At 61.8% G+C, this 22,371-nt stretch carries 17 protein-coding genes; 8 read left to right on the top strand and 9 right to left on the bottom strand.

The features are described from left to right. Positions 1-56 precede the first annotated feature (56 nt). The 5 genes from A3AY_RS0116050 to A3AY_RS0116070 all read right to left on the bottom strand — a co-directional run bounded on the left by A3AY_RS0116050 (position 57) and on the right by A3AY_RS0116070 (position 7,638). On the bottom strand, positions 57-1,232 hold the full coding sequence (locus tag A3AY_RS0116050; RefSeq protein ID WP_018326675.1) for an ABC transporter permease: 1,176 nt from the start codon (positions 1,230-1,232) through the stop codon (positions 57-59). Next, the gene (locus A3AY_RS0116055; RefSeq protein WP_018326676.1) at positions 1,229-2,227 is read right to left on the bottom strand and encodes an ABC transporter permease; all 999 of its coding nucleotides are present in this window, start codon (positions 2,225-2,227) and stop codon (positions 1,229-1,231) included. The genes A3AY_RS0116050 and A3AY_RS0116055 overlap by 4 nt, the downstream gene beginning before the upstream one ends. Positions 2,228-2,229: 2 nt before the next feature. Continuing rightward, entirely contained in the window at positions 2,230-4,131 is a 1,902-nt protein-coding gene (locus A3AY_RS0116060) for an ABC transporter substrate-binding protein (RefSeq protein ID WP_026203501.1), read from the bottom strand. After that, complete coding sequence (locus tag A3AY_RS0116065; RefSeq protein ID WP_018326678.1) at positions 4,128-6,029, bottom strand: dipeptide ABC transporter ATP-binding protein; 1,902 nt, start codon at positions 6,027-6,029, stop codon at positions 4,128-4,130. Before A3AY_RS0116065 ends, A3AY_RS0116060 begins: the two co-directional genes overlap by 4 nt. 256 nt (positions 6,030-6,285) lie before the next feature. Continuing rightward, the gene (locus tag A3AY_RS0116070; protein ID WP_026203502.1) at positions 6,286-7,638 is read right to left on the bottom strand and encodes an adenylate/guanylate cyclase domain-containing protein; all 1,353 of its coding nucleotides are present in this window, start codon (positions 7,636-7,638) and stop codon (positions 6,286-6,288) included. 260 nt (positions 7,639-7,898) lie between these two features. Between A3AY_RS0116070 and A3AY_RS0116075 the strand changes: the two genes are divergently transcribed. Further along, complete coding sequence (locus A3AY_RS0116075) at positions 7,899-9,248, top strand: nucleotide sugar dehydrogenase (RefSeq protein WP_040668860.1); 1,350 nt, start codon at positions 7,899-7,901, stop codon at positions 9,246-9,248. Here A3AY_RS0116075 and A3AY_RS0116080 read toward each other — a convergent pair. Further along, complete coding sequence (locus tag A3AY_RS0116080) at positions 9,238-10,416, bottom strand: DUF3095 domain-containing protein (RefSeq protein ID WP_018326681.1); 1,179 nt, start codon at positions 10,414-10,416, stop codon at positions 9,238-9,240. The genes A3AY_RS0116075 and A3AY_RS0116080 overlap by 11 nt on opposite strands. 248 nt (positions 10,417-10,664) lie before the next feature. On the opposite strand from A3AY_RS0116080, the gene A3AY_RS0116085 reads away from it, so the two are divergent. Next, positions 10,665-11,147, top strand: a complete 483-nt coding sequence (locus A3AY_RS0116085) for a class I SAM-dependent methyltransferase (protein WP_018326682.1) — start codon at positions 10,665-10,667, stop codon at positions 11,145-11,147. Positions 11,148-11,161: 14 nt separating this feature from the next. Here the strand turns inward: A3AY_RS0116085 and A3AY_RS0116090 are convergent, their stop codons facing one another. Together A3AY_RS0116090 and A3AY_RS0116095 are read right to left on the bottom strand one after the other, a co-directional pair. Then, positions 11,162-12,025 carry an FkbM family methyltransferase gene (locus tag A3AY_RS0116090; RefSeq protein ID WP_026203503.1) on the bottom strand — a complete coding sequence of 288 codons (864 nt, stop codon included), beginning with the start codon at positions 12,023-12,025 and terminating at the stop codon, positions 11,162-11,164. Positions 12,026-12,131: 106 nt separating this feature from the next. Next, positions 12,132-13,295: a dihydrodipicolinate synthase family protein gene (locus tag A3AY_RS0116095; protein ID WP_018326684.1), complete on the bottom strand. Its 1,164-nt coding sequence runs from the start codon at positions 13,293-13,295 to the stop codon at positions 12,132-12,134. A 330-nt stretch (positions 13,296-13,625) separates the two neighbouring features. Here A3AY_RS0116095 and A3AY_RS0116100 point away from each other — a divergent pair, with 330 nt between their 5' ends. Genes A3AY_RS0116100 through A3AY_RS0116120 form a run of 5 tightly spaced genes read left to right on the top strand, consistent with a single transcriptional unit; the run spans position 13,626 to position 19,577 of the window. Further along, positions 13,626-14,675 (top strand): LacI family DNA-binding transcriptional regulator, encoded by a 1,050-nt coding sequence (locus A3AY_RS0116100; RefSeq protein ID WP_018326685.1) that lies wholly within the window; start codon positions 13,626-13,628, stop codon positions 14,673-14,675. Beyond that, a complete protein-coding gene (locus tag A3AY_RS0116105) occupies positions 14,672-15,673 on the top strand; it encodes a Gfo/Idh/MocA family protein (RefSeq protein WP_018326686.1) in 1,002 nt (333 codons plus the stop codon). Before A3AY_RS0116100 ends, A3AY_RS0116105 begins: the two co-directional genes overlap by 4 nt. A 10-nt stretch (positions 15,674-15,683) precedes the next feature. Further along, positions 15,684-17,297 carry an acyl CoA:acetate/3-ketoacid CoA transferase gene (locus A3AY_RS0116110; protein ID WP_018326687.1) on the top strand — a complete coding sequence of 538 codons (1,614 nt, stop codon included), beginning with the start codon at positions 15,684-15,686 and terminating at the stop codon, positions 17,295-17,297. After that, positions 17,290-18,069: an enoyl-CoA hydratase/isomerase family protein gene (locus tag A3AY_RS0116115; RefSeq protein WP_018326688.1), complete on the top strand. Its 780-nt coding sequence runs from the start codon at positions 17,290-17,292 to the stop codon at positions 18,067-18,069. The genes A3AY_RS0116110 and A3AY_RS0116115 overlap by 8 nt, the downstream gene beginning before the upstream one ends. Beyond that, positions 18,069-19,577 carry an aldehyde dehydrogenase family protein gene (locus A3AY_RS0116120; RefSeq protein ID WP_018326689.1) on the top strand — a complete coding sequence of 503 codons (1,509 nt, stop codon included), beginning with the start codon at positions 18,069-18,071 and terminating at the stop codon, positions 19,575-19,577. The genes A3AY_RS0116115 and A3AY_RS0116120 overlap by 1 nt, the downstream gene beginning before the upstream one ends. Before the next feature lie 71 nt (positions 19,578-19,648). Here the strand turns inward: A3AY_RS0116120 and A3AY_RS0116125 are convergent, their stop codons facing one another. After that, positions 19,649-20,668 (bottom strand): LacI family transcriptional regulator, encoded by a 1,020-nt coding sequence (locus A3AY_RS0116125; protein WP_018326690.1) that lies wholly within the window; start codon positions 20,666-20,668, stop codon positions 19,649-19,651. A gap of 370 nt (positions 20,669-21,038) precedes the next feature. On the opposite strand from A3AY_RS0116125, the gene A3AY_RS0116130 reads away from it, so the two are divergent. Beyond that, entirely contained in the window at positions 21,039-22,295 is a 1,257-nt protein-coding gene (locus A3AY_RS0116130; RefSeq protein WP_018326691.1) for an ABC transporter substrate-binding protein, read from the top strand. The last annotated feature ends 76 nt before the right edge of the window (positions 22,296-22,371 follow it).

Here is a 22,371-nt window from a genome sequence, read left to right on the forward strand (position 1 = left end):
GGAGCCCCTTGTCTCCTCTCGCGCTGCCCTTCTTCCTAAGCATATCAGGTTCCACTTCACTTATAGGGGTCGGCAGCATCACGAAGACCGTCGCCCAGGAAATTGAACGCCAGAATCACGAGAATGACCGGAATGGTTGGAAACAACAGCCAGGGATAAAATGCAATGACGCTGACGCTGCGGGCCTCCGTCAAAAGAATACCCCAACTGGTGATCGGCGGGCGCAGACCCAGGCCCAGGAAGCTCAGCGCGGTTTCGCCGAGGATCATGCCGGGGATCGACATCGTCGCCGTGGCGATCAGGTGCGACATGAAACCGGGGACGAGGTGGCGGCCGATGACGCGGCTCGAGCCGGCGCCCATCAGCTGCGCGGCCAGGACGTAGTCTTCCTCGCGCAACGCCAACAGCTTCGAGCGCACGGCACGCGCCAGGCCCGTCCAGTCGAGCATGCCGAGAATGGCTGTGATGCCGAGATAGATGAGGATCGGGCTCCAGGTCACCGGCATGATCGCCGCCAGCGCCATCCAAAGCGGAATGCTCGGGATGGATTGCAGCACCTCGATGACACGCTGGACGATCAGGTCGAAGACGCCGCCGTGATAGCCGGCGAGACCGCCGATGACGATGCCGAGCACGAAGCTCATGGTGATGCCGAGCAGGCCGATGGTGAGCGATATGCGAGCGCCGTAGAGGATGCGCGACAGGACATCACGACCCAGACGGTCGCTGCCGAGCAGGAACAGTTCTCCGTCCTTGGCCGGGCAGACCAGGTGTTTGTTGGCTTCGAACAGGCCCCAGAACCGGTAGCTGTCACCGCTGCAGAAGAAGCGGATCGGTTCGACCTTGTTCACATCGTCGGTGTAGATCCGGCGCAGCGTGTCCATGTCGAGCGTCATTGTGCGCCCATAGACGAACGGTCCGACGAAATTGCCGTCATGGAAGAAGTGAACCCGCTGCGGCGGCGAATGGATGAAATCGACGTTGCGCGTGTGCAGATTATAGGGCGCCAGGAGCTCGACAATGGCGATGACCGCGTAGAGAAACCCGAGGAAATAGAGCGAGTACAGCGCCAGGCGGTGCTTCTTGAACTTCCACCACATCAGCCGCATCTGCGACGCCTGATAGACGCGCGATTGTTCCTCGGTCATCACATCGACGGAATGCGGGTCGAAGGGTGCGGTCGATACGTAATGCGCCAGCGGCGCGCCGGATTCGGGAAGGGATATCGTCACTTGGTGCTACCGCCTTGTAGTCTGATGCGCGGATCGAGCAGGGCAAGCGCAAAGTCCGAGATGAGGACGCCGATCACCGTGAGGAACGCCAGGAACATCAGGAACGAGCCGGCAAGATACATATCCTGGCTTTGCAACGCTTTTATCAGCATCGGACCCGTTGTTTCGAGAGACAGGACGATGGCGGTGATTTCGGCACCGGAAATGATCGCCGGCAGGATCGAACCGATATCCGAGATAAAGAAGTTGAGTGCCATGCGCAGCGGATATTTGACCAGTGCGCGGAACGGATGCAAGCCCTTGGCACGGGCAGTCACGACATACTGTTTTTGCAGCTCGTCGAGCAGGTTGGCGCGCAGCCTTCGGATCATGCCCGCGGTGCCCGCCGTGCCGACGATCAGCACCGGGATCCACAGATGCTCCAGAATCGACTTCATCTTCTCCCAGCTCATCGGCTCGGCCAGGTATTTCTGGTCCATCAAGTGGCCGATGGAGGTCCCGAACCAGATATTGGCGAAATACATCAGGATCAATGCGAACATGAAGTTCGGAATGGCGATGCCGATCAGGCCGAGGAAGGTGAGACCATAATCGCCCCAGCTATATTGATGGGTGGCGGAATAGATGCCGATCGGAAAGGCGACGAGCCAGGTGAACAGGATGGTGACGAAGGAGACGAGCACGGTCAGCCAGAGACGATCGCCGACGACCTCGTTGACGGGAAGCTGGTACTCGAAGGAATAGCCGAAATCGCCCTGCAGCATGCCGGCAACCCAATGGAAATAGCGCAGTACCGGCGGGCGGTCGAAGCCGTATTGGGCCCGCAGTTCTTCGATCTCCGCCATGTCCACGGCTTCGCCCTGGGCGCGCAGTTCGGAGATGTAGCTTTCGAAATAGTCGCCCGGCGGCAGTTCGATGATGGTGAAGACCAGCGCGGAGATGATCAGCAGCGTCGGGATCATCGCCAGGATGCGCCAGAATACGTAACGCAACATGATCAGCTAACCTCGCTGCTGTACCAGAAGGTATCCGGCATATAGACACCGAGAAAACAGGTCGGATCGAAGCCGTAGAGACCCGTTTCGGGAACGTTTCGCAGATGGGAAGAGTGGAGCACCGGCTGAAGCGTGGCGTTGACGATACCGATCGAAAATACGTTCTGCGTGTAGATAGCGAGCATTTCGTGCCAGATCCGCGTCCTTTCGGGGGTATTGACGGTCCTGCGCCATTCCTTCAAGAGCTCGACGAGCCTGATCGCTTCCGGCAGTTCCGGAGCATGGCCGTTTTGTTCAAGGGAGAGGTAGTACATACCCCAGACCGGCCACTGCAACTGGTCGTCGGCGCTCGGCGCAAGGCGCGAAGGGTTCATGTCCGCCGTCGGCACGCCGTTTTCGAGGCCGTTCCACATCGACATCATGATGTCGCCGCCCATCGCACGACTGCGGAAGACGTCGCGCTGCGATGTCTTGATGAAAAGCGAGAAACCGATTTTCATCCAGTGATCCTTGATCAGTTCCAGAACATCGGTTTCGAGCGTGCTTTCACCGGCGGTCTCGATGACGATCTGGGCCTCGCGGCCATCCGGCAGGAGGCGAATGCCCGCGCTGTTTTTCTCTGTAAGACCGACCTCGTCGAGCAGCGCATTGGCCTGGTCCGGATCGTGGCTGGCCCAGGCCGAGGCATATTCGGGCTTGAACAGGGGGCTGTCCGGAAGGATCGTGTCGGCGCTTTCCTTGCCAAGACCATAGAAGCTGACCATGTTGATCTCGTGCCGGTCGATCGCGAGCGAAAGCGCCCGGCGCACCCGTACGTCCCAGAACAGATTGCGCCAAACCTTGTCGCTGCAGTTGAGGTTGGGCAAAAGGGCGATGCGGGAGCCTTCCGTTCTCTTGAAGAGCTTGACCTTCACCGGGTAGCGTTTTTCCGAGTCTTTGAAAAACGCATAGTCTGAGAAATCGACGCCTGTCGATTGAAGGTCGCTCTCGCCCGCCCCCGTTTTGGCCGGAATGATTTCGGACGAACTGATATTGAGCAGGAAACGATCGATATAAGGCAGTTGCAGCCCGTTTTCATCGACCCGGTGGAAGAAGGGATTGCGCTCGAAGACGAATTGTTCGGCCGGCGGCGCCGTTCTGTTCATCCAAGGATCAAGCGTCGGCAGATCGGGGTTTTCGGGGCGGTACTGCCGCGACATCTTGATATGCAGGTCGGCCCATTTCTTGGCGCGGTACTGCTTCATCAGCGCCGAGAGGCGAAATTCGTCCTGATACTTCTTGTGGAAATGCCGCATATAGGCGGAGGGCAAGAGTAGGATGATCGGGGACGCGGCGGCAAGACCCGGGAGGAAGTCCGGGTTCGGTGCGCTCCACGTGTAGCGGACGGTCAATTCGTCCAGAACCTCGAAGACGGGCGGTTTGCCATCGGCCAGAAGTTCGCGCTGGACGCCACCCTTGCGCAGGTCCTTGTTGAGGATCACGTCTTCCCACGTGTAGCGGAAATCCTCGGCTGTCAGATAGCTGCCGCTCGACCAGCGATGACCATCGCGGATCTTGAACGTGAAGATGCGGCCTTCCTGCACATCGAAGCTCTCAAGGATATCCGGCTGGAACTGCAGGTTTTCGTCATAGCCAACCAGACGGGAATAGCCGTTGATCGTCATATAGCGGATATCCTTCTGGCTGCCGATCAGCATGCGGGCAGTTCCGCCATATTTTCCGGGCTCACGACCCATGGCCGCAAGATTGACGCGGCGGGGATTTTTCGGAATCCGCTCGCTGAGCACAGGCAGCGTTTGCGCACGCAGGTAGGGTCGCAGAAATGCAGGCTCCGGCGCGGCGCGGCTGGTGCCGGGAACCAGCACGGAGGCAAGCATGCCAAGTGTCGTTCTGCGGGTAATCACGGTCGTAACTCCCTCACATCGGCGTTTCGCCGCGCAAGGACCAGATGGCCACCGCCAAGATCCGCCGTCGATAGAACGCCCTCTTCTCCCTCATCGGAGAACTGTTTGCCCCAGCTGCGCTTGTCGGAGGCGCCGCCCGGATCGAGAATGGAAAAATCGAGCGGCCGGTCGAGATCGGGGAAGGGCACGGCGGCGAGCAGCGACTTCGTATAGGGATGGACGGGCGCACGCATCAGCGTCTCGCGCGGGGCGACCTCGACGATCCGCCCGCCGCACATCACGGCGATCCGGTCTGCCATGTAATCGACGACCGCAAGGTTGTGCGAGATGAAGAGATAGGTGAGCCCCAATTCCTTCTGCAGGTCCTTCAACAGGTTGAGGATCTGCGCCTGGACGGAAACGTCAAGCGCCGAGACGGGTTCGTCGCAGATCAGGAGATCGGGTCCGAGCGCAAGCGCCCTGGCGATACCGATGCGCTGGCGTTGGCCGCCGGAAAAGCTGTGCGGATAGCGGTTGAGATGACGCTCGTTGAGGCCGATCGCCTTGAGCAAGGCCTTGACCGTCTCGACGCGCGACTTGCCGCTGCCGCGATCATGAATTTCGAGTGGTTCGCTCAGGATGTTCTGGACCGTCATCCGCGGCGAGAGCGACGAGACCGGATCCTGGAAGACCATCTGCACCTTGGTGCGCAGCGTTTGCAGTCCGTCACCTTCCGCCTTCAGCACATCGATCGGGCCGTCGCTGCTGTTGAGCAGGACCGCGCCCGCGTCGGGCGTCACGGCCCGCATCAGGATCTTGCTGACCGTCGTCTTGCCGCAGCCGCTTTCGCCGACGAGCCCCAGACATTCGCCGCGCATGATGTCGAAGCTGACGCCATCCACCGCCTTGGTCCCGGCAGACGTATCCTTCGTCAGCCAGCTCGATTTGCGCGTGCTGAAGGTCTTGCTGATGTCGCGCACGGAGAGGAGCACATCGGGCTTGGTAGGCGCTGCATGTGCAACAAGCCTCTTCTTCCCAAGCAGGCTGCTGGTATTGACCGGTACCTCGCGCAGCGCTTTCAGGCGTTCTCCCGGTTTCATGTCGAAATGCGGCACGGCGGCCATCAGGCCCTTGAGATAGGGATGCGCTGGCTTGCGGAAGATGGTCTCGACCGGTCCTGCTTCCATGATCTCGCCGTGATAGATCACCACGACTTCGTCGGCGACGTTGGCGACGACGCCGAGATCGTGGGTGATCAGCAGCATCGCCATGTTGAGCTTCGTTTGCAAGCCGCGCAGCAATTGCAGGATCTGCGCCTGGATGGTCACGTCGAGCGCTGTCGTCGGCTCGTCGGCGATCAGAAGCGAGGGATTGCAGATCAGCGCCATGGCGATCATCGCACGCTGGCGCATGCCGCCGGACAGTTCGAAGGGATACATGTCGAAGGCGCGCGACGGTTTGGCAAAGCCGACCAGTGCGAGCATTTCCTCGGTGCGCTCACGCCGCTCCCTGGCAGATTTGTCCGTGTGGATTTTGAGCGCTTCGCTGATCTGGTTGCCGATCGTATGGAGCGGCGACAGCGAGGTCATCGGCTCCTGGAAGATCTTGCCCATGCGGTTGCCGCGCAGGTGGCGGATTTCCCGCCCGTCGCGCGGCATCTGCAGAAGATCGGCCGGACTTCCGCCAGTCGCCGGATCACAAAAGAGGATACGGCCGCTGCACGATGCCGTCTTCGGCAGGATACCCATCACGGCTTGGCTGATGACGGACTTGCCCGAGCCGGACTCGCCGACCAGAGCCGTTACCTTGCCCGGCAGGACGCGCAGGCTCGCCTTGCGCACGGCATCGAGCTGCCCGCCGAGCATCGCGAACGAGACACTCAAATCCTCGATCCGCAGCAGGTCTGCGCCTGAATTCATGCCAGCAGGTGTCCTTGTATCATGGCTGCTCGCGGTCACGCAGAGCTCGCCTCCGAGTGGAGACCCGGCTTCATCTTAGCCAGACTATCGCACGGAAATTGGCCTGTCCATGACCTACGGCTGGTAAAGTTCGCGCCGATATAATGCCTCGGCGGCGAAGTGCCGCGAATGGAGAAACACCAATCATTCGAGCGGGATCGCGCCATCCTGCGTCCCGCGGGACAATGGGTGCCGCAGGGGCACCGCCACCCGGTCTTTACTGCAACAGCTTGTTCCAGAGAAGCTCGCGCGGCTCCGCTTTCTTCTTGCTGTTGCGATAGAGCAGCATGACCTGTTCCGCTTCCGAGCGCGTCTCCAACGACCGGCCTTGCGTGGCCTCGCCATTGTCCAGCTTCATGTTGGCTTCGCCAGGCACAAGCACCGTGACCTTCTGGCCCACGCCGCGCAACTTCTCCTGGCCAAGCGTCACCCAGTCGCCGCCGCAATAGGTGGCGAAGGACTGGCTGGCGATGATCGGTTTTGAATATTTCTTCGTCAGCCCCTGCAACCGCTCGACCTCGTTGACCGCGGCCCCGAAGGCGGAAAAGGTCAGGCGGTCGTTGAGGCCGACATTGCCGAACATGACATTGCCCACATGCAGTCCGATCCCGTATTTGACATCGGCCAGCCCATGCCTGCGGCGGCCGTCATTGAGTTCCGCCATGCGCGCCGTCGCCTGGCGAACCGCCGCCATCGCGGCCAAGGAGGCGACCTGTGATGGGTCGCGGTGACGGCCACAGGGATAGACGGCGAGAAAGCCGTCGCCGAGGAAACTGAGGATTTCGCCGCCGTTGCGGCTGAACGGCGTCGCGATCGCATCGAAGAACTGGTTGAGCGTATCGATGTAGACCTGCCGGCCTTCCTTCTCGGCAAGCACGGTCGACTGGCGCATGTCCGCCATGACCAGCGCGGCGCGGATGGTCTCGCCGTCACCGCGGCGGGTCTGACCCGACAGGACGCGCTTGCCGGCATTTTCCCCGAGATAGGTGGTGAGCATATTGTCGGCGAGCTTGCCGAGAACCGCCATCTTGGCTGCCACCGCGAGGCTGTTCTGGATGCGCAGAAGCGCCTCGATGACGTTGTCGCCAAAGCCGCCATGGGCATCGGTGGACCACGAGCCGATCATGCCCTGGCCGGAGGTTTCGCCGAAGGATTGCACGAAGGCGATGTAATCGGTAACGCCCATTTCCTTCAAGTCGTCGAAGATGGGGAATTCGGACGGGGTCGTCGGATCGAGCTGCCGGCGCAGGTGGTCGAGATTGTTGCTGAGCAGGTAATAATAGGGGCTGAGCAGAAAACGATCGGGTTTGTCGTCGTTGGGATCGGCGCGGTAGCCCTCGACGGTGACACCCTGGCCACGCAGCCAGGTGAACCCCAATGCATCGTAGAGGGGGTGCAGCATTGAGAAGCTCAGGTGGACGCGATTGAGCGGCAAGCCGGCCGCTGCCAGCCTTTCGCAGAAGCCCGTCACCACGGTTTCGAGATTTTCGCCGTTGAGGGCAGCCTGCTGCAGCCAATTCGACACGCGGTCCAGCAGGTGAACGGAAACATTCGTCTCGTTGATGTTCATTGCGTTTCTGCCGCTTTCTACAGGAAAATCCGACGGTTCGCCGATCCGGCACATGCAAGCCGCTTCTAGGTGGCCCGGTATTTGCCCTCGCTCAATATAGGTGGCGATATCGGCGAAACCAGATTGCGCGCCAACAATTTGGCAGACCGCTGCGTGTCGGCCGCAGCACGATAGAGGCCCGTGCTTGACACCCGGTGAATTTATCCTCAACTGACCGGCATCAGCAAAGCCGCTTTCGCGTGCCACGATCAGCCGGGAATATGCATTTGACCGTCCTTTCCTCCCCAAGCGAAACCCTTCTTTCGAAGATCGCAGACCGCAACGCCCATGCCGGCGTGATCGGCCTCGGCTATGTCGGCCTGCCGCTCGCAATCACCGTCGCACGCAGCGGATTTGCCGTCACGGGCTTCGATATCGACCCGGAGAAGATCGTCGCCATCGATGCCGGACGTTCCTATATCGAGGCGGTGCCGGATGCGGTCCTGACAGGGGAAACGGCGAAGGGTCGCTTTCGTGCAACGACGGATTTCGGGCGGCTTGCCGATTGCGACATCGTCGTCATCTGCGTGCCGACGCCGCTGACGAAATACCGAGATCCCGATCTTTCCTTCATCACGAAGACCTGCGACCGGATCGCCGAAACATTGAGGCCGGGGCAGTTGATCGTGCTGGAATCGACCACTTATCCCGGCACGACGGACGAGGTCGTGCGGCCGATCCTGGAAAAGACCGGGCTGAAATCGGCGAAGGATTTCTTTCTCGGCTTTTCGCCGGAGCGCGAAGACCCGGGCAATCGCGATTTCCATACGTCCAGCATTCCCAAGGTGGTCGCAGGCGATGGCGCCGAGGCGGCGAAACTGATGGAGGCCTTCTACGGGGCTGCGGTGCAAACCGTCGTGCCCGTATCGTCCACGGCGACGGCCGAGGCCGTGAAGCTGACCGAGAACATTTTTCGCGCCGTCAACATCGCGCTCGTCAATGAGTTGAAGGTCGTCTACGAGGCGATGGGCATCGACATCTGGGAGGTGGTCGACGCGGCCAAGACCAAGCCGTTCGGTTACATGCCATTCTATCCAGGCCCGGGACTTGGCGGCCACTGCATCCCGATCGATCCCTTCTACCTGACCTGGAAGTCGCGCGAATACGAACTGCCGACCCGTTTCATCGAACTCGCCGGCGAGATCAATTCGGCGATGCCACGTCATGTCGTGGGACGGCTTGCCGAGGCGCTGGATATCCATCTCGGCAAGGCGCTTAGCCGTTCGCGCGTTCTTGTGATCGGCCTTGCCTACAAGAAGAATGTGCCGGACATCCGGGAGAGCCCCTCGCTGAAGCTGATCGAACTGATCGAGGAGCGGGGCGGCAGTGCGGCCTATCACGACCCGCACGTCGCCGAGATTCCCCGGACGCGCGAATATATGGCTTTGAAGGGGCGGCAATCGGTGCCGCTCACCGAGCAATCGGTGAAGGCCTTCGATGCGGTGTTGATCGCCACCGATCACGATGCGGTGGACTATGCCGCGCTTGCCCGTTGGGCGCCGCTCATCGTCGATACCCGCAATGCTTTTGCTAGACGAGGCATCGCGGGCCAGACGATCCTCAAGGCGTAGCGGAGACGGCGGGCGGGGCGAGCGCCTGCTTCTTCAGGCGGCTGGCCGCCACCGCATAGCCACCCGCAGCACCGTCGATGAAGTGCATGTGGTCGTGGCTGAGCGGCGTCGGCACGATGCAGGTCATCAGCGCCGAATCCTGCCGGTGCAGGCCGTAGCGGCAAACGCCGGCCCTGGCGGCTTCCTCCAGCCGCGCCTCGATCAGGCGCAGCCGTTCCGGAGCGACATCGATCGTCATTTTCAGGCCATCGTCGAACTTGCGAAAATCCGAATTGCGGGAGACTTCCCGCCGATAGCTGCGCGGGTCGAAATTGCCGAGCGTCAGGCCGAGGCGGTAGAGCCCAACGAGAAGCAGATATTGTGCAAGAATGAAAAGCCGGCGCCGGAGGCGTTTGCCCTGCGGCGCGATTTTCGTCTCCGCCGACAAACCCGCCGCCGACAATCCCAACTGCGGTCCCTCGGATGCGACCGGATGGCCATCTCGTTCTTCGCCGGCGGCGAGCGCCACGACATCGGAAATCAGGGCTTGAAACGCTTCATTGTTGCCCGAACCGGCTGGCACCGCGATGATCGAGACGATGTCGCCATGGCGGGACTGGATCGGGTTCCAGCGGCAGGAGAGGCCTGTCAGGTCGGGTCGCGCGCCTTCCGGCGCCGGCGGGACGGCATACTGGCCCTCCTTCATGCGGGTTTCCGCCCAGCTCGAGCCACCGCCGGCGAACATTGCATAAGAGATGTTCGGGTTGACCTGAAAGCGCGCGACGCGGACCTCGAGGCCGGCGGCGACGACATCGGCGACAGGAACGAGGGCGGCGCGGAGCGTCAGCTGCAGTTCTTCCCTGACCCATTTCTGCACCGCCGAGAGGGCGGTGCGGGCTTTCTCAATTCCCGACGGCGGTACGGCAACCAGCGCGCCGTCGCCGCCGAACACGAAGGGGAGGTCATGCTTGCCAAGCGCATTCAGGATCGCCGAGATGACGCTGGCGCCCGCCATGTTGACGGCCTTGTAGCGCCCGGCCTCGATCGCGCCGGTCGAATCGACGATGTCGGCGGTGGCCAGCGCCCAGTCGGCGGGCAGCCCCCGATAATTGCTGGCATCGGCAACGCCTTGAAAATCGACGAAGACCGGAAGCGCATTGAAGAATGTTTCGCTGGAAAGCTCGTTCATGGCGGGAGGCTAACATATTCGTGCAAGGCAGGCGACGGCGGTTTGACAAGCGCAGATGTCAAAAATGTGTGGATACGACCGCGCTTGCGGCATCCTTCTCGCGTGCTGAAATAGCTGCTTATTTCGTGCCGCTGCGGTCGACCGGTCGCGCAACCTCGTGTTAAGCGGGACAATGCGCATGATCTAGGCCGCGTGATTTGGGTCGCATGATTTGGGTCGCATGATTTGAAATGGATGGATAGAATTAGATGAGCCGCCTCGATAGTTTTATTTCACGCATGCAGTCGCAGCGCGCTGTTCTCAACCATATCAAGGACACGTCGATGGTTGCGGCCGATGGCGTGATTCTGGAAATCGGGCTCGGAAACGGCAGGACCTATGACCACATCCGCGAACTGTTTCCGACCAACCGCATCATCGCTTTCGACCGAGCCGTGGGCTCTCATCCGCACTCGACGCCACCGGAGGCCGATCTCGTGCTTGGCGACATCCGGGAGACGATCAGGCAGTTTGCCGGAAAGGATGTTGCCTTTGCGCATGCCGATATCGGCACGGCCTATCCGGAACGGGATGCCCAGACGCTGACATGGCTGCCGCAATCGGTCGCCGCCGCGCTTGTATCCGGCGGCATCGCCGCAAGCGGCCTGCCGCTTGACCATTCAGCACTTGAGCCGTTGCCGCTTCCCGCCGGCGCCGAGCCGGGGCGGACCTATTTCTACCGAAAGCGTTGATTGAGCCGATGCCGTCAGGGCAGGAGCAGGACGTCGAACTGCTCGATGTCGGCCGGCATTGCCGTCACCTTCATCTCCACCTGCCGGTCCTCGAAGAAGACGATGCAGTTGGTGTAGAATTGTGCGAGGTGATCGATGAAGGCCTTTGATCCGTCAGGTCCATAGAAGACCGGCGAAAACTCCATATAGAACGGCACGCGGCGCTCAAGCAGCGGCTGCATCGAGCGGGCCGCGACCGGCTCGTAGCCTTCGATATCCATCCAGATCAGCCCGATCTCCTCCGGCGCGATGGCCGCTTCCGCGAGGATGGCGGTGACGGGCTTCACCGGAACGGTGATCGCGATGTCCCGGTCGCTCTGGCGCAGGGCGCTGCTCTTGCCGTGGTTGTCGCGATGCAGGAAGAAATCGAGCGCGCCTTCGTTTTCGCCGGCTGCACTGTTGATCGCCGTGATGCGGTCGCCCATCGCGTTCTGGTCGATGTTGGTCTTCAGGAGCCTGTAATTGCGTGGGTCGGGCTCGACGGTCACGATGTGGCGGAACGCCTTGCTCAGGGCGAAATAGAGGGTTTGCGTGCCGATATTGCCGCCGAGTTCGAGAAGAACCGCGTCCTGCTTCAGCAGATTGCGCTGGCGCAGGATGGCCAGCAGGCGGTCGACGTTCTCGCGCTCGAAATGGCCCTTGCGATAGATTTTCCGGCCAATGTAGTCATGTGGCGAGAAGGTCATCAGGTGGTCGCCGCAATCGGCCGTCATCGTCAGGACCCGGGGGCTTATGGCGTTGACGAGCATCTCGCGGCCTGCGCGGGTGCTCAGGATGCGTCTCGCGATGCGGTTGCGCCATTTGCGCAATCGTCGCTTCCAGGATTTCATCGCAAGCATGCCTTCGCCGTCTCCCGCATTTTCCAGGTCCTTCTTCAACACGAGATCAGGCAAGAAATGAAGGCGTTTCTGCGAAAAGCGGGAAGCAATCGTGAAGTCCGGGATCTCAGAATCCCTGGGTGACGAGAAACGCCTTCATCCTCTCCATGGCCAGTTCCGGCTTGTCGAGCACGTTGGCCCTGTCCGCAAGTCGGAAGATGTCGGCATAGTGCAGCACGCCGCGAGCCGACTGCATGCCGGCCGGCATGGTGAAGTGCTTCTGGTGGCCGTTCAGCCAGGCGAGAAAGACGACGCCGGCCTTGTAATACTGCGTCGGCGCCTCGAAGATCTTGCGCGACAGTGGCACGGTCGGCTCGATGACGCTGCGGAATGTTGCGACGTCGCCCGCCGCCAGCGACGCCAACGCCTTCGAAGCCGAGGGCGCGACGGCATCGAAAATGCCAAGCAGGGCGTGGCTGTATTTCCGGCCGTCGCCTTCGATCAGTTCGGCATAGTTGAAATCATCGCCGGTGAAGCAGAGCACGCCGTCCGGCAACCGGTTGCGCAAGGCGACTTCGCAGGCATTGTCGAGCAGTGAAATCTTGATGCCTTCGACCTTGGCCCTGTTGTCCTCGATGATCGACAGGACCGTCTCCAGCGCGTCCTCGAATTTTTCAGAGCCCCAATAGCCCTTCAGCTTTGGATCGAACATGTCGCCGAGCCAGTGGAGCACGACCTTGTCCTTCGTCTGGCGGAGAATGTGGCCGTAGACCTTGCGATAATCATCCGGCGATCTGGCAATATGTGCGAGCGCCCGGCTTGCCATCATGATCGACCGGCCGCCTTCCTTCTCAACAAAACCGATCTGCGTCTCATAGGCGTGGATGACGTCGTCGAGTGAGCGTGTATCGGCGGGGGCGAGGTGATCGGTGCCGGCGCCGCAGGCGAGATCGGCGCCCGGCACGGTACGGGCTTCGGCCAGCGAGCGGCGGATCAGTTCCTGAGCGCCGGCCCAATCGAGACCCATGCCGCGCTGTGACGTGTCCATCGCCTCGGCTACCTTGAAGCCCAGCGCCCAGAGATGATGCCGGAACGCCATCGTCGCTTCCCAGTCGATGGCAGGGCGGCCCCACGGCTGCAGATCGGCCAGCGGATCGGACACGACGTGGGCGGCGGCATAGGCGATGCGATTGAAGGCGGGGACTGCTGCGGGCCGCACGATCGGTGTTCCTGACAGGCGGTAAGGCTCGAGCGTGCCATCGACGCGCGGCAGCGACAGGGTAAAGGACATGCGGGTTCCTCCTCGGGCGTTATCGGTCGAATAATTTAGATCGTTCCAAATTTCAAGAGGAATTTAATGTGGCTATTGTGCTTTGGGACGCTCGAGCAATGGTCTTAATTGCCTCGTTTCGAGGTTGTGGACGATGGAATTCCTTACTGATTTAAGATTTTACTGTTCAAAATCAACGGAATGAGCGATCGGCAAGTCGTCACGGCGCTTCACTGAAGGCCTTCTGTCAGCGCGCCCGCACATTTTTCAAGAAATACGCTTGACAACTTTGGAACGTTCCAATTATCTAATGGCGGATGTTGAGGCGAAAGACCTCGTAGGGAGGAAGATGTGGGCAAGGAACGGGTCACGGTCATCGATATTGCGCGCGCCGCCGGCGTGTCGAAGTCGACTGTGTCGCTCGTCCTGCAGGCAAGTCCGCTCGTCAACGAGGCGACCCGCGCCAAGGTCAATGCGGCCATCCGCGAGCTTGGCTATGTCTATAATCGCGGCGCCGCCAATCTGCGCCAGTCCAATGCCAAATCGAAAATCATCGGAATCGTCGTCAACGATCTGACCAACAGCTTCTTTGCCGAGCTTGCCGTCGGGGTCGACATGGTCGTGCAATCGGCCGGCTATGTGCAGTTCCTCGCCAATACCGGCGAGAGCGTCGACCGGCAGCGCGAGGTCATCGCGTCGATGCGCGAGCATGGCATTTCCGGGCTGATCCTGTCGCCGGCGCGCGGCACGGAGGCGGCCGATCTGAAGTCGCTGGTGGCAAGCGGCATTCCGGTGGTCAATGTCGTCCGCCAGGTCGCCGGTGCCAAGGTCTCGTCGCTGGTTTCGGACAATCATGCCGGCACGCGCGAAGCGGTGCGGCATCTTGCCGGGCTCGGGCATCACCGCATCGCCTTCCTCGGCGGTTTTCCCGATACGGCGGTCTTTCATGAGCGGCTGCAAGGCTATCGCGATGCGCTCTCGGACATGGATCTCGCCGTTCATGGTGAACTGGTCATCAGTTCCGCGCCGTCGCGGGCAGGTGGCGTGGCTGCGATCGAGCGGGCGCTGCTGCTGCGCGAGCGGCCGACGGCGGCGGTCTGCTTCAACGATGCGGTCGCCTTCGGGGTTTGCGACGGGTTGCGCGCCCACCGCCTCGATCCGGGCGAGGATTTTGCCGTCATCGGCTTCGACGACGTGATCGAGGCGCAGACGGCGGTGCCGGCGCTGACCACGATTTCCGTCGACCCGCAAGGCATGGGCCGGCGCGCCGCGCAACTGCTCCTGAAACAGATCAATGCCGGCAAGGCGGACGCCGAAGCAATCGTCAGTTCGGTGCGTCTCGTCGTGCGCCAGAGCTGTGGCGCTGCGACCGACAAGAGAGAAAGGCTGTCTCTGCTATGACGCATTGGGGTTTGATCGGGGCAAGCACGATTGCCCATGAATGGGTCATCGATGCGATCCGCACCGTCGGTGGCGAGATCGTGTCGGTGATGAGTACGAGCGCCGAGCGGGGTGCTGCCTATGCGCGCGATCACGGCATCGCCAAGTCGGTGAACGGTGTTGACGAACTCGTCAATGATCCCGATGTGCAGGCCGTCTATATTTCCACCACCAACGAACTGCATCGCGATCAGGTGTTAGCAGCCGCGCGGGCGGGAAAACATATTCTCTGCGAGAAGCCGCTGGCGCTCTCGCTCGACGATGCCCATGCGATGGTGAAGGCTGCCCGCGACGCCGGTGTGGTGATGGCGACCAATCATCATCTGCGGGGAGCTGCCACCCATCGCGCCATGCGTGACGCGATCGCGGCCGGGACGATCGGCAAGCCTCTGGCGGCGCGCGTCTTTCACGCCGTCTACCTGCCGCCGCACCTGCAGGGCTGGCGTCTCGACAGGCCGGATGCCGGCGGCGGCGTCATCCTCGATATCACCGTGCATGACACCGATACGCTGCGCTTCGTGCTCGGCGACGATCCGGTCGAGGCCATCGCCGTTGGGCAATATGGCGGCATGGCGAAGGCCGGGCTGGAGGACGCGGCGATGGGCGCGCTGCGGTTCAAATCCGGGCTGATCGCGCAATTCCACGACGGCTTCACCACGAAATACGCGACGACGGGCTTCGAGGTGCATGGATCCGAAGGCTCGCTGATCGGTCGCAACTGCATGACCCAGCAGCCGGTCGGCACGGTCACGCTGCGCAACGTCGATGGCGAGACCGAACTGTCACTCAATCACCGCAATCTCTACCAGAACACGCTCGCGGGCTTCGAGGACGCCATCGCCGGTAGGGGCAAGCCACTTTGTAGTGGCGAGGATGGCATCTGGTCGTTGAGCACCGGCCTTGCCGTTATGCAGGCCGCGGCGAGCGGCAGCGCCGTTCGCATCGAACCCGGACTTTGAGACGAGACTGATGAGCAAGCATATCACTCCTGCGGAAGCCGCTTCCCTGATCCCGGATGGCGCGATCGTGTCGTTGTCGTCGTCGAGCGGGCTCGGTTGCCCCGACCTGATGCTGAAGGCGATCGGCGAACGCTTCGATGCAACCGGTCACCCACGCGATCTGACGACGCTGCACCCGATCGCCGCCGGCGACATGAGCGGCATCAAGGGTGTCGACCACATCGCCAAAAAGGGCCTGTTGAAGAAGATCATCGGCGGCTCCTATCCCTCCGGCCCATCGACGGCCGAACCGCCGATGATCTGGCAGATGATCGGCAATGACGAGGTTGCGGCCTACAATATCCCCTCCGGCGTGCTGTTCGACATGCACCGGGAAGCGGCGGCGAAGCGCCCGGGCGTCTTGACCAAGATCGGGCTCGATACTTTCGTCGATCCGTCGCGCCAGGGCTGTGCGATGAACGCGAAGGCCGCTGCCGAGCCGGTGGTGAAAAAGATCGAATTCGAAGGCGAGGACTGGCTCTATTTCAAGGCGATCGTGCCGCAGGTGGCGATCATCCGCGCGACGACGGCCGACGAGCGCGGCAACCTCACCTATGAGCACGAGGGTGCTTATCTCGGCGGCCTCGACCAGGCGCTGGCCGCCCGCAACAACGGCGGCATCGTCATTGCGCAGGTCAAGCGCATCACCAAGTCCGGCTCGCTCAAACCCCATGACGTGCGCGTGCCCGGCATGCTGGTCGATTACATCGTCGTCGATCCGGACCAGAAGCAGACGACGCTGACGGATTACGACCCGGCCATTTCCGGCGAAATCTTCCGGCCGCTCGAAACGTTCCGCGTGCCGGAATTCAACATCCAGAAGGTCATCGCCCGCCGCGTGGCGCAGGAATTGCAGGGCGGGTCCTGCGTCAATCTCGGCTTCGGCATCTCGGCCAACGTGCCGCGTATCCTGCTCGAAGAAGGCCTGCATGGGTCGGTTACCTGGGTGATCGAGCAGGGCGCTGTCGGCGGCGTGCCGCTGCTCGATTTCGCCTTCGGCTGCGCCTCGAATGCGGACGCCTTCATGCCGTCGCCCTACCAGTTCACGTATTTTCAAGGGGCAGGCTTCGATGCCTCGCTGCTTTCCTTCCTCGAAATCGGCAGGGACGGCTCGGTGAATGTTTCGAAACTCTCCTTCCGGCCGCATGTGACGGCGGGGGCGGGCGGTTTCGTCGATATCACGGCGCGGGCAAAGAAGATCGTCTTTTCGGGCATGTTCAATGCCGGCGCGAAGCTCTCGATGGTCGACAGCAAGCTGGTGATCGAGAAGGAAGGCAAGTTGAAGAAACTCGTCAACGAGGTCGAGCATGTCACCTTCTCCGGCCGCCGGGCCGTCAGCCAAGGTCAGGACATCACCTATGTCACCGAGCGCTGTGTGATGAAGCTGACGCCGGAAGGTATCATGCTTACCGAGATTGCGCCCGGCGTCGACCTGCAGACGCATATCCTCGACCAGTCGGAGTTTCCGCTGATCGTATCCGACCGGCTTAAAGTAATGGACGAGGCCCTGTTCCACGAGGCGCCGATCGGCCTGACGCTGCCGCAAAAGCCGGTGCGGAAACTGGAAGGAGCCTTGGATGTCTGATGCCCGGCTCAAGATCGAGATCGACAATGCGATTGCGCTCCTCACGGTGGCGCGGCCGGAAAAGCTGAATGCCTTCGACATCGACATGCTGAAGGCGCTCTCGGCCACGTGCGATACGGTCGAGGCTGACGCCAGCGTGCGTGTCGTCATCCTGACCGGCGAGGGCAAGGCCTTTTCCGCCGGTGGCGACATCAAGGCGTGGGCGGCGATGAGCCCCAATGAATTCGGCCATCAATGGGTACGCTTCGGCCACCGGGTGTTCGAGCGGCTGGCGACGCTGCGCATGCCGGTGATCGCCGCGATGAACGGCCACGCGCTTGGCGGCGGGCTGGAACTGGCGGCGGCGGCCGACATCCGCATCGCGGAAGCGCATGTCAAGATCGGCCTGCCGGAAACAGGGCTCGGCATGGTGCCGGGCTGGTCGGGCACCCAGCGTCTGGTCAAGCGCTTCGGCGCGCAGGTGGTGCGCCGCATGGTGCTCGGCGGCGAGATGTTTACCGCCGAAGAGGCGAGGGTGCTCGGGCTGGTCGATGCGGTGGCCGAGAGCGGAACGGTGCTGGCGGTGGCGAAGGATTACGCCGGCCGTATCGCCAGGCGCGGCCCGGCGGCACTGGAGATCTGCAAGCTGATGATCGCGTCTGCCAACGGCGAGGACAACGGCACGGCCGTCGAGGCGCTGGGGTCGATGCTCGCCGCCAAGACCGGCGACATGAAGGAAGGCGTTGCGGCTTTTGCCGGCAAGCGCCCGGCGGAATTCAAGGGAGAATGGTAATGACGGTTGTGGTGAAGCCCAAGGCTCTGGTCGACGCAAAGGTGCGCGACTTCCAGATGCTGATCGACGGCAAGTGGGATGCTGCTGCCGAAGGCAGGACGCTGGAGCGTGTGGCGCCTGGTCACGGTGTCACCATCAGCCGCTATCCGGCCGCCACCAAGGCGGACGCGGAGCGGGCGATCGCCGCCGCGCGAAAGGCGTTCGACGATGGTCCATGGCCGCGCATGACCGCGTCGGAGCGCTCGCTGATCCTGCTCAGGGCCGCCGACATGATCGCCGCCCGTGCCGATGAACTCGCCTATCTCGACTGCATCGAATCCGGCAAGCCGATCAGCCAGGCCAAGGGCGAACTCGGCGGGGCCGCCGATATCTGGCGCTATGCGGCCGCCCTTGCCCGCGACCTGCATGGCGAGAGCTACAATACGCTGGGCGACGGCACGCTCGGCGTCGTCCTGCGCGAAGCGATCGGTGTCGTCTCGATCATCACGCCCTGGAACTTCCCCTTCCTGATCGTCAGCCAGAAGCTGCCTTTCGCGCTTGCGGCCGGTTGCACCACCGTCGTCAAACCTTCCGAGCTCACATCGGGGTCTACTCTGGTTCTCGGTGAAATCCTCGAGGCCGCCGGCGTTCCGGCAGGTGTCGTCAATATCATCACCGGCACCGGCCCGGATGTCGGCGCAGTGATGACGAGCCACCCGGATGTCGACATGGTCTCCTTCACCGGCTCGACCGGCGTCGGCAAGCTGACGATGACCAATGCGGCGCAGACCCTGAAGAAAGTCTCGCTGGAACTCGGCGGCAAGAACCCGCAGATCGTCTTTCCGGACGCCAATCTCGACGATTTCATCGATGCGGCGGTGTTCGGCGCCTATTTCAATGCCGGCGAATGCTGCAATGCCGGCTCGCGGCTGATCGTTCATCGCGAGATCGCAGCCGAAGTCACCCGCCGCGTTGCCGAGCTTTCGGCCAAGGTCAGGGTCGGCGATCCGCTCGATCCCTCGACGCAGGTTGGCGCCATCATCACGCCGCAGCATCTGGAAAAGATCGTCGGTTACGTTTCGGCCGCCTCCGGCAATGGCGCGACCGTGTCGCATGGCGGCGCGGCGCTCGATCTCGGCTCCGGCCAGTTCATGTCGCCAACCATTCTGTCGGCCGTGACGCCCGACATGGCGGTGGCGCGCGAGGAAGTGTTTGGGCCGGTTCTCTCCGTCCTCACCTTCGAGACGACCGATGAGGCGATCCGGACAGCCAACTCCATCGATTACGGCCTGTCGGCCGGCGTCTGGAGCCGCGATTTTGACACTTGCCTCACCGTCGGTCGCAAGGTGCGGGCGGGAACGGTCTGGATGAACACCTTCATGGACGGTGCCTCCGAGCTGCCCTTCGGCGGCTATCGCCAATCCGGCCTTGGGCGCGAACTCGGTCGCCATGCGGTGGAAGACTATACCGAAACCAAGACGCTCAACATGCACATCGGCGGCCGCACGGCCATGTGGATGCCGCGCTGAGCAACGGAAGAGAATCGTAGATGACCGCCATTTCGGCTTTTTCGACGCCTGACCGGAAGGGGGGCGTATTCTCAGCCTCCGCTTTGCGGCGCCGGAAAGTTGATCTGCGGCTTGAGCAGCACCTGCATATCGGTCGTTTCGCCGCCGGCGATCCGCGCGAGAAGAATGCGCCCCATCTGCTCGCCGGTGTCGGTCAGGTCCTCATAGATGGTCTCGACCTTGGGCTGGATGTTGACCAGCAGTTTCGACGTCTGCTTGGCGACGATGTCGTATTCGACGCCGAGCGTCAGGCCATGGTCGCTCATGCCGGTGATGGTCGCGAGCGCGGAAACCTCCCCGCCGCAGGCAAATCCGTCGGGGGCATCGGGCTCGCCGGCCCGGCGGCTGATGTAGTCGCGGATCTGGTCGACGGGACAGTCGAGGTCGATTTCGGTGGGGATCTCGTAGGCGACGCCCGCCTCGCGAACGGCGGTCATGAAGCCGTGCAGCAGGTGCTGCGAGAAGGTCATGCGCTTCGGCGGCAGGATGATCATCGGCTTGCGGCGGCCCCGGGCGATCAGCCGTTTGGTGGCCTCGTAGGCGAACGAGAAATTGTCGTAATCGACGTAGGGGTGAGGCGTGGTGAACTCGGTTCGCCCATGCGTGACGAAGGGAAAGCCGTTTTCGAGAAGAAGGCGCACGCGCGGGTCGAAGGGCTCGGTGCGGGAGAAGATCAGCCCGTCTGCCATGCCGTTGCGGACGATGTGCCTGATCGCGTCGACATTGCTGTCATTGATGAAGTTCGGCGTGACGATCAGGTGGTACGGCGTGTTTTTGAGCGCTTTGGCAAGGCCGAGCATCAGCGACGTGCCGTAGCCGAGGATTTCCTCGTGCGGATCGAGAAGCACGCTGATGACGTTGGTTCGGCCGGTTTTCAGTCGCTGGGCGGCACGATCCGGCAGATAGCCGATTTCGGCCGCAACCTCGTGAACACGCTTGCGGGTATCGAGCGAAATCTGCGGCGCATTGCTGAGCGCACGCGACACGGTGGTCACGGCAAAGCCAGTGATGTCGGCAATCGTGCGCAGGGTCGGCTTGCCGCCTTTCAGCATGCTTTCCGAGGGGGCGGGTTTGGGAGTGTCGGGCAATGAAATACTCCCGCGAGGCGAACACAAGACCGCCTTTGTAACGCTGCACGAACGGATGTGCAATGTGTTTTATGCAAACGTTTTAAACAGCATTTATCGGAAGTATTTGCTGCAGTGCGGAATCGGTAAAATGGACTATAATCATCCAAATTCAGTATGTTATAGCTATTGATATGGAGATTGTGAGCAACCCTTGACTTGAGGTAACTTATAACGTTTTAAATGTGCCAGCGGCGGAGGCCGCGACCAATTGCTTCCCGTTTCGAGACGGGACGGCATTCAACGGCGGGGGAGGAGTTTTCCCGCTCTACGACTTGCAAACGGGAGGAATACGATGCGCAAGTTTTTGACGACGACGGCAGTGGCAGCGATCATGATGGGCAGCATGGCGGGCGTCAGCGCCGTTCATGCGGCCGAGAGCGTTGAGGTTCTGCATTGGTGGACATCGGGCGGCGAAGCGGCCGCGCTGGACGTCCTGAAGAAGGATCTGGAAAGCAAGGGCATCTCGTGGACCGACATGCCGGTTGCCGGCGGCGGTGGCACGGAAGCCATGACGGTGCTTCGCGCCCGCGTCACCTCGGGCAATGCCCCGACGGCGGTTCAGATGCTCGGTTTCGACATTCTCGACTGGGCCAAGGAAGGCGCACTCGGCAATCTCGACGACACCGCTGCCAAGGAAGGCTGGGACAAGGTCATCCCGACCGCGCTGCAGCAATTCTCCAAATATGACGGCCACTGGATCGCCGCTCCGGTCAACGTCCACTCCACCAACTGGGTGTGGATCAACAAGGCAGCGCTGGACAAGGCAGGCGGCAAGGAGCCCCAGAACTGGGACGAACTGATCGCTCTGCTTGACAACTTCAAGGCTCAGGGCATCACCCCCGTCGCGCATGGCGGCCAGCCCTGGCAGGACGCGACGATCTTCGACGCCGTCGTGCTCTCGCTCGGCACCGATTTCTACAAGCAGGCCTTCATCGATCTCGATCCGGCAGCCCTCGGCGGCGACAAGATGAAGGAAGCCTTCGACCGCATGACCAAGCTTCGTTCCTATGTGGACGACAACTTCTCCGGCCGTGACTGGAACCTTGCTTCCGCCATGGTCATCGAAGGCAAGGCCGGTCTGCAGTTCATGGGCGACTGGGCAAAGGGTGAATTCGTCAAGGCCAAGAAGGTGCCGGGCACCGACTTCATCTGCATGCGCTTCCCGGGCACTCAAGGGGCCGTGACCTTCAACTCCGACCAGTTCGCGATGTTCAAGGTTTCCGAAGACAAGGTGCCGGCCCAGTTGCAGATGGCTTCGGCGATCGAAAGCCCGACCTTCCAGTCGGCCTTCAACGTGGTCAAGGGCTCCGTTCCCGCGCGCACCGATGTTCCGGACACGGATTTCGACGCCTGCGGCAAGAAGGGGATCAAGGACCTGGCCGAAGCCAATGCAAGCGGCAAGCTGTTCGGTTCCATGGCGCATGGCCATGCCAATCCGGCCTCGGTGAAGAACGCGATCTACGACGTTGTCACGCGCCAGTTCAACGGTGAACTGTCTTCGGAAGATGCCGTCAAGGAACTGGCCTCCGCCGTCGAAGCCGCAAAATAAGGCTTGAGGGTTTCGAGGTTTTGCCCCTCACCCTGACCCTCTCCCCGCAGGCGGGGAGAGGGGATCACGGAGGTTG

This window comes from Rhizobium giardinii bv. giardinii H152 (assembly GCF_000379605.1).
Classification (GTDB): domain Bacteria; phylum Pseudomonadota; class Alphaproteobacteria; order Rhizobiales; family Rhizobiaceae; genus Pararhizobium; species Pararhizobium giardinii.

What these genes read in the sequence shown, in the direction of transcription:
- A3AY_RS0116055 (WP_018326676.1), bottom strand. Translation starts at nt 2,227, where the DNA reads ATGTTGCGTTACGTATTCTGGCGCATCCTGGCGATGATCCCGACGCTG.
- A3AY_RS0116065 (WP_018326678.1), bottom strand. Translation starts at nt 6,029, where the DNA reads ATGAATTCAGGCGCAGACCTGCTGCGGATCGAGGATTTGAGTGTCTCG.
- A3AY_RS0116070 (WP_026203502.1), bottom strand. Translation starts at nt 7,638, where the DNA reads ATGAACATCAACGAGACGAATGTTTCCGTTCACCTGCTGGACCGCGTG.
- A3AY_RS0116075 (WP_040668860.1), top strand. Translation starts at nt 7,899, where the DNA reads ATGCATTTGACCGTCCTTTCCTCCCCAAGCGAAACCCTTCTTTCGAAG.
- A3AY_RS0116080 (WP_018326681.1), bottom strand. Translation starts at nt 10,416, where the DNA reads ATGAACGAGCTTTCCAGCGAAACATTCTTCAATGCGCTTCCGGTCTTC.
- A3AY_RS0116085 (WP_018326682.1), top strand. Translation starts at nt 10,665, where the DNA reads ATGAGCCGCCTCGATAGTTTTATTTCACGCATGCAGTCGCAGCGCGCT.
- A3AY_RS0116090 (WP_026203503.1), bottom strand. Translation starts at nt 12,025, where the DNA reads ATGCTTGCGATGAAATCCTGGAAGCGACGATTGCGCAAATGGCGCAAC.
- A3AY_RS0116095 (WP_018326684.1), bottom strand. Translation starts at nt 13,295, where the DNA reads ATGTCCTTTACCCTGTCGCTGCCGCGCGTCGATGGCACGCTCGAGCCT.
- A3AY_RS0116105 (WP_018326686.1), top strand. Translation starts at nt 14,672, where the DNA reads ATGACGCATTGGGGTTTGATCGGGGCAAGCACGATTGCCCATGAATGG.
- A3AY_RS0116110 (WP_018326687.1), top strand. Translation starts at nt 15,684, where the DNA reads ATGAGCAAGCATATCACTCCTGCGGAAGCCGCTTCCCTGATCCCGGAT.
- A3AY_RS0116115 (WP_018326688.1), top strand. Translation starts at nt 17,290, where the DNA reads ATGTCTGATGCCCGGCTCAAGATCGAGATCGACAATGCGATTGCGCTC.
- A3AY_RS0116120 (WP_018326689.1), top strand. Translation starts at nt 18,069, where the DNA reads ATGACGGTTGTGGTGAAGCCCAAGGCTCTGGTCGACGCAAAGGTGCGC.
- A3AY_RS0116125 (WP_018326690.1), bottom strand. Translation starts at nt 20,668, where the DNA reads ATGCTGAAAGGCGGCAAGCCGACCCTGCGCACGATTGCCGACATCACT.
- A3AY_RS0116130 (WP_018326691.1), top strand. Translation starts at nt 21,039, where the DNA reads ATGCGCAAGTTTTTGACGACGACGGCAGTGGCAGCGATCATGATGGGC.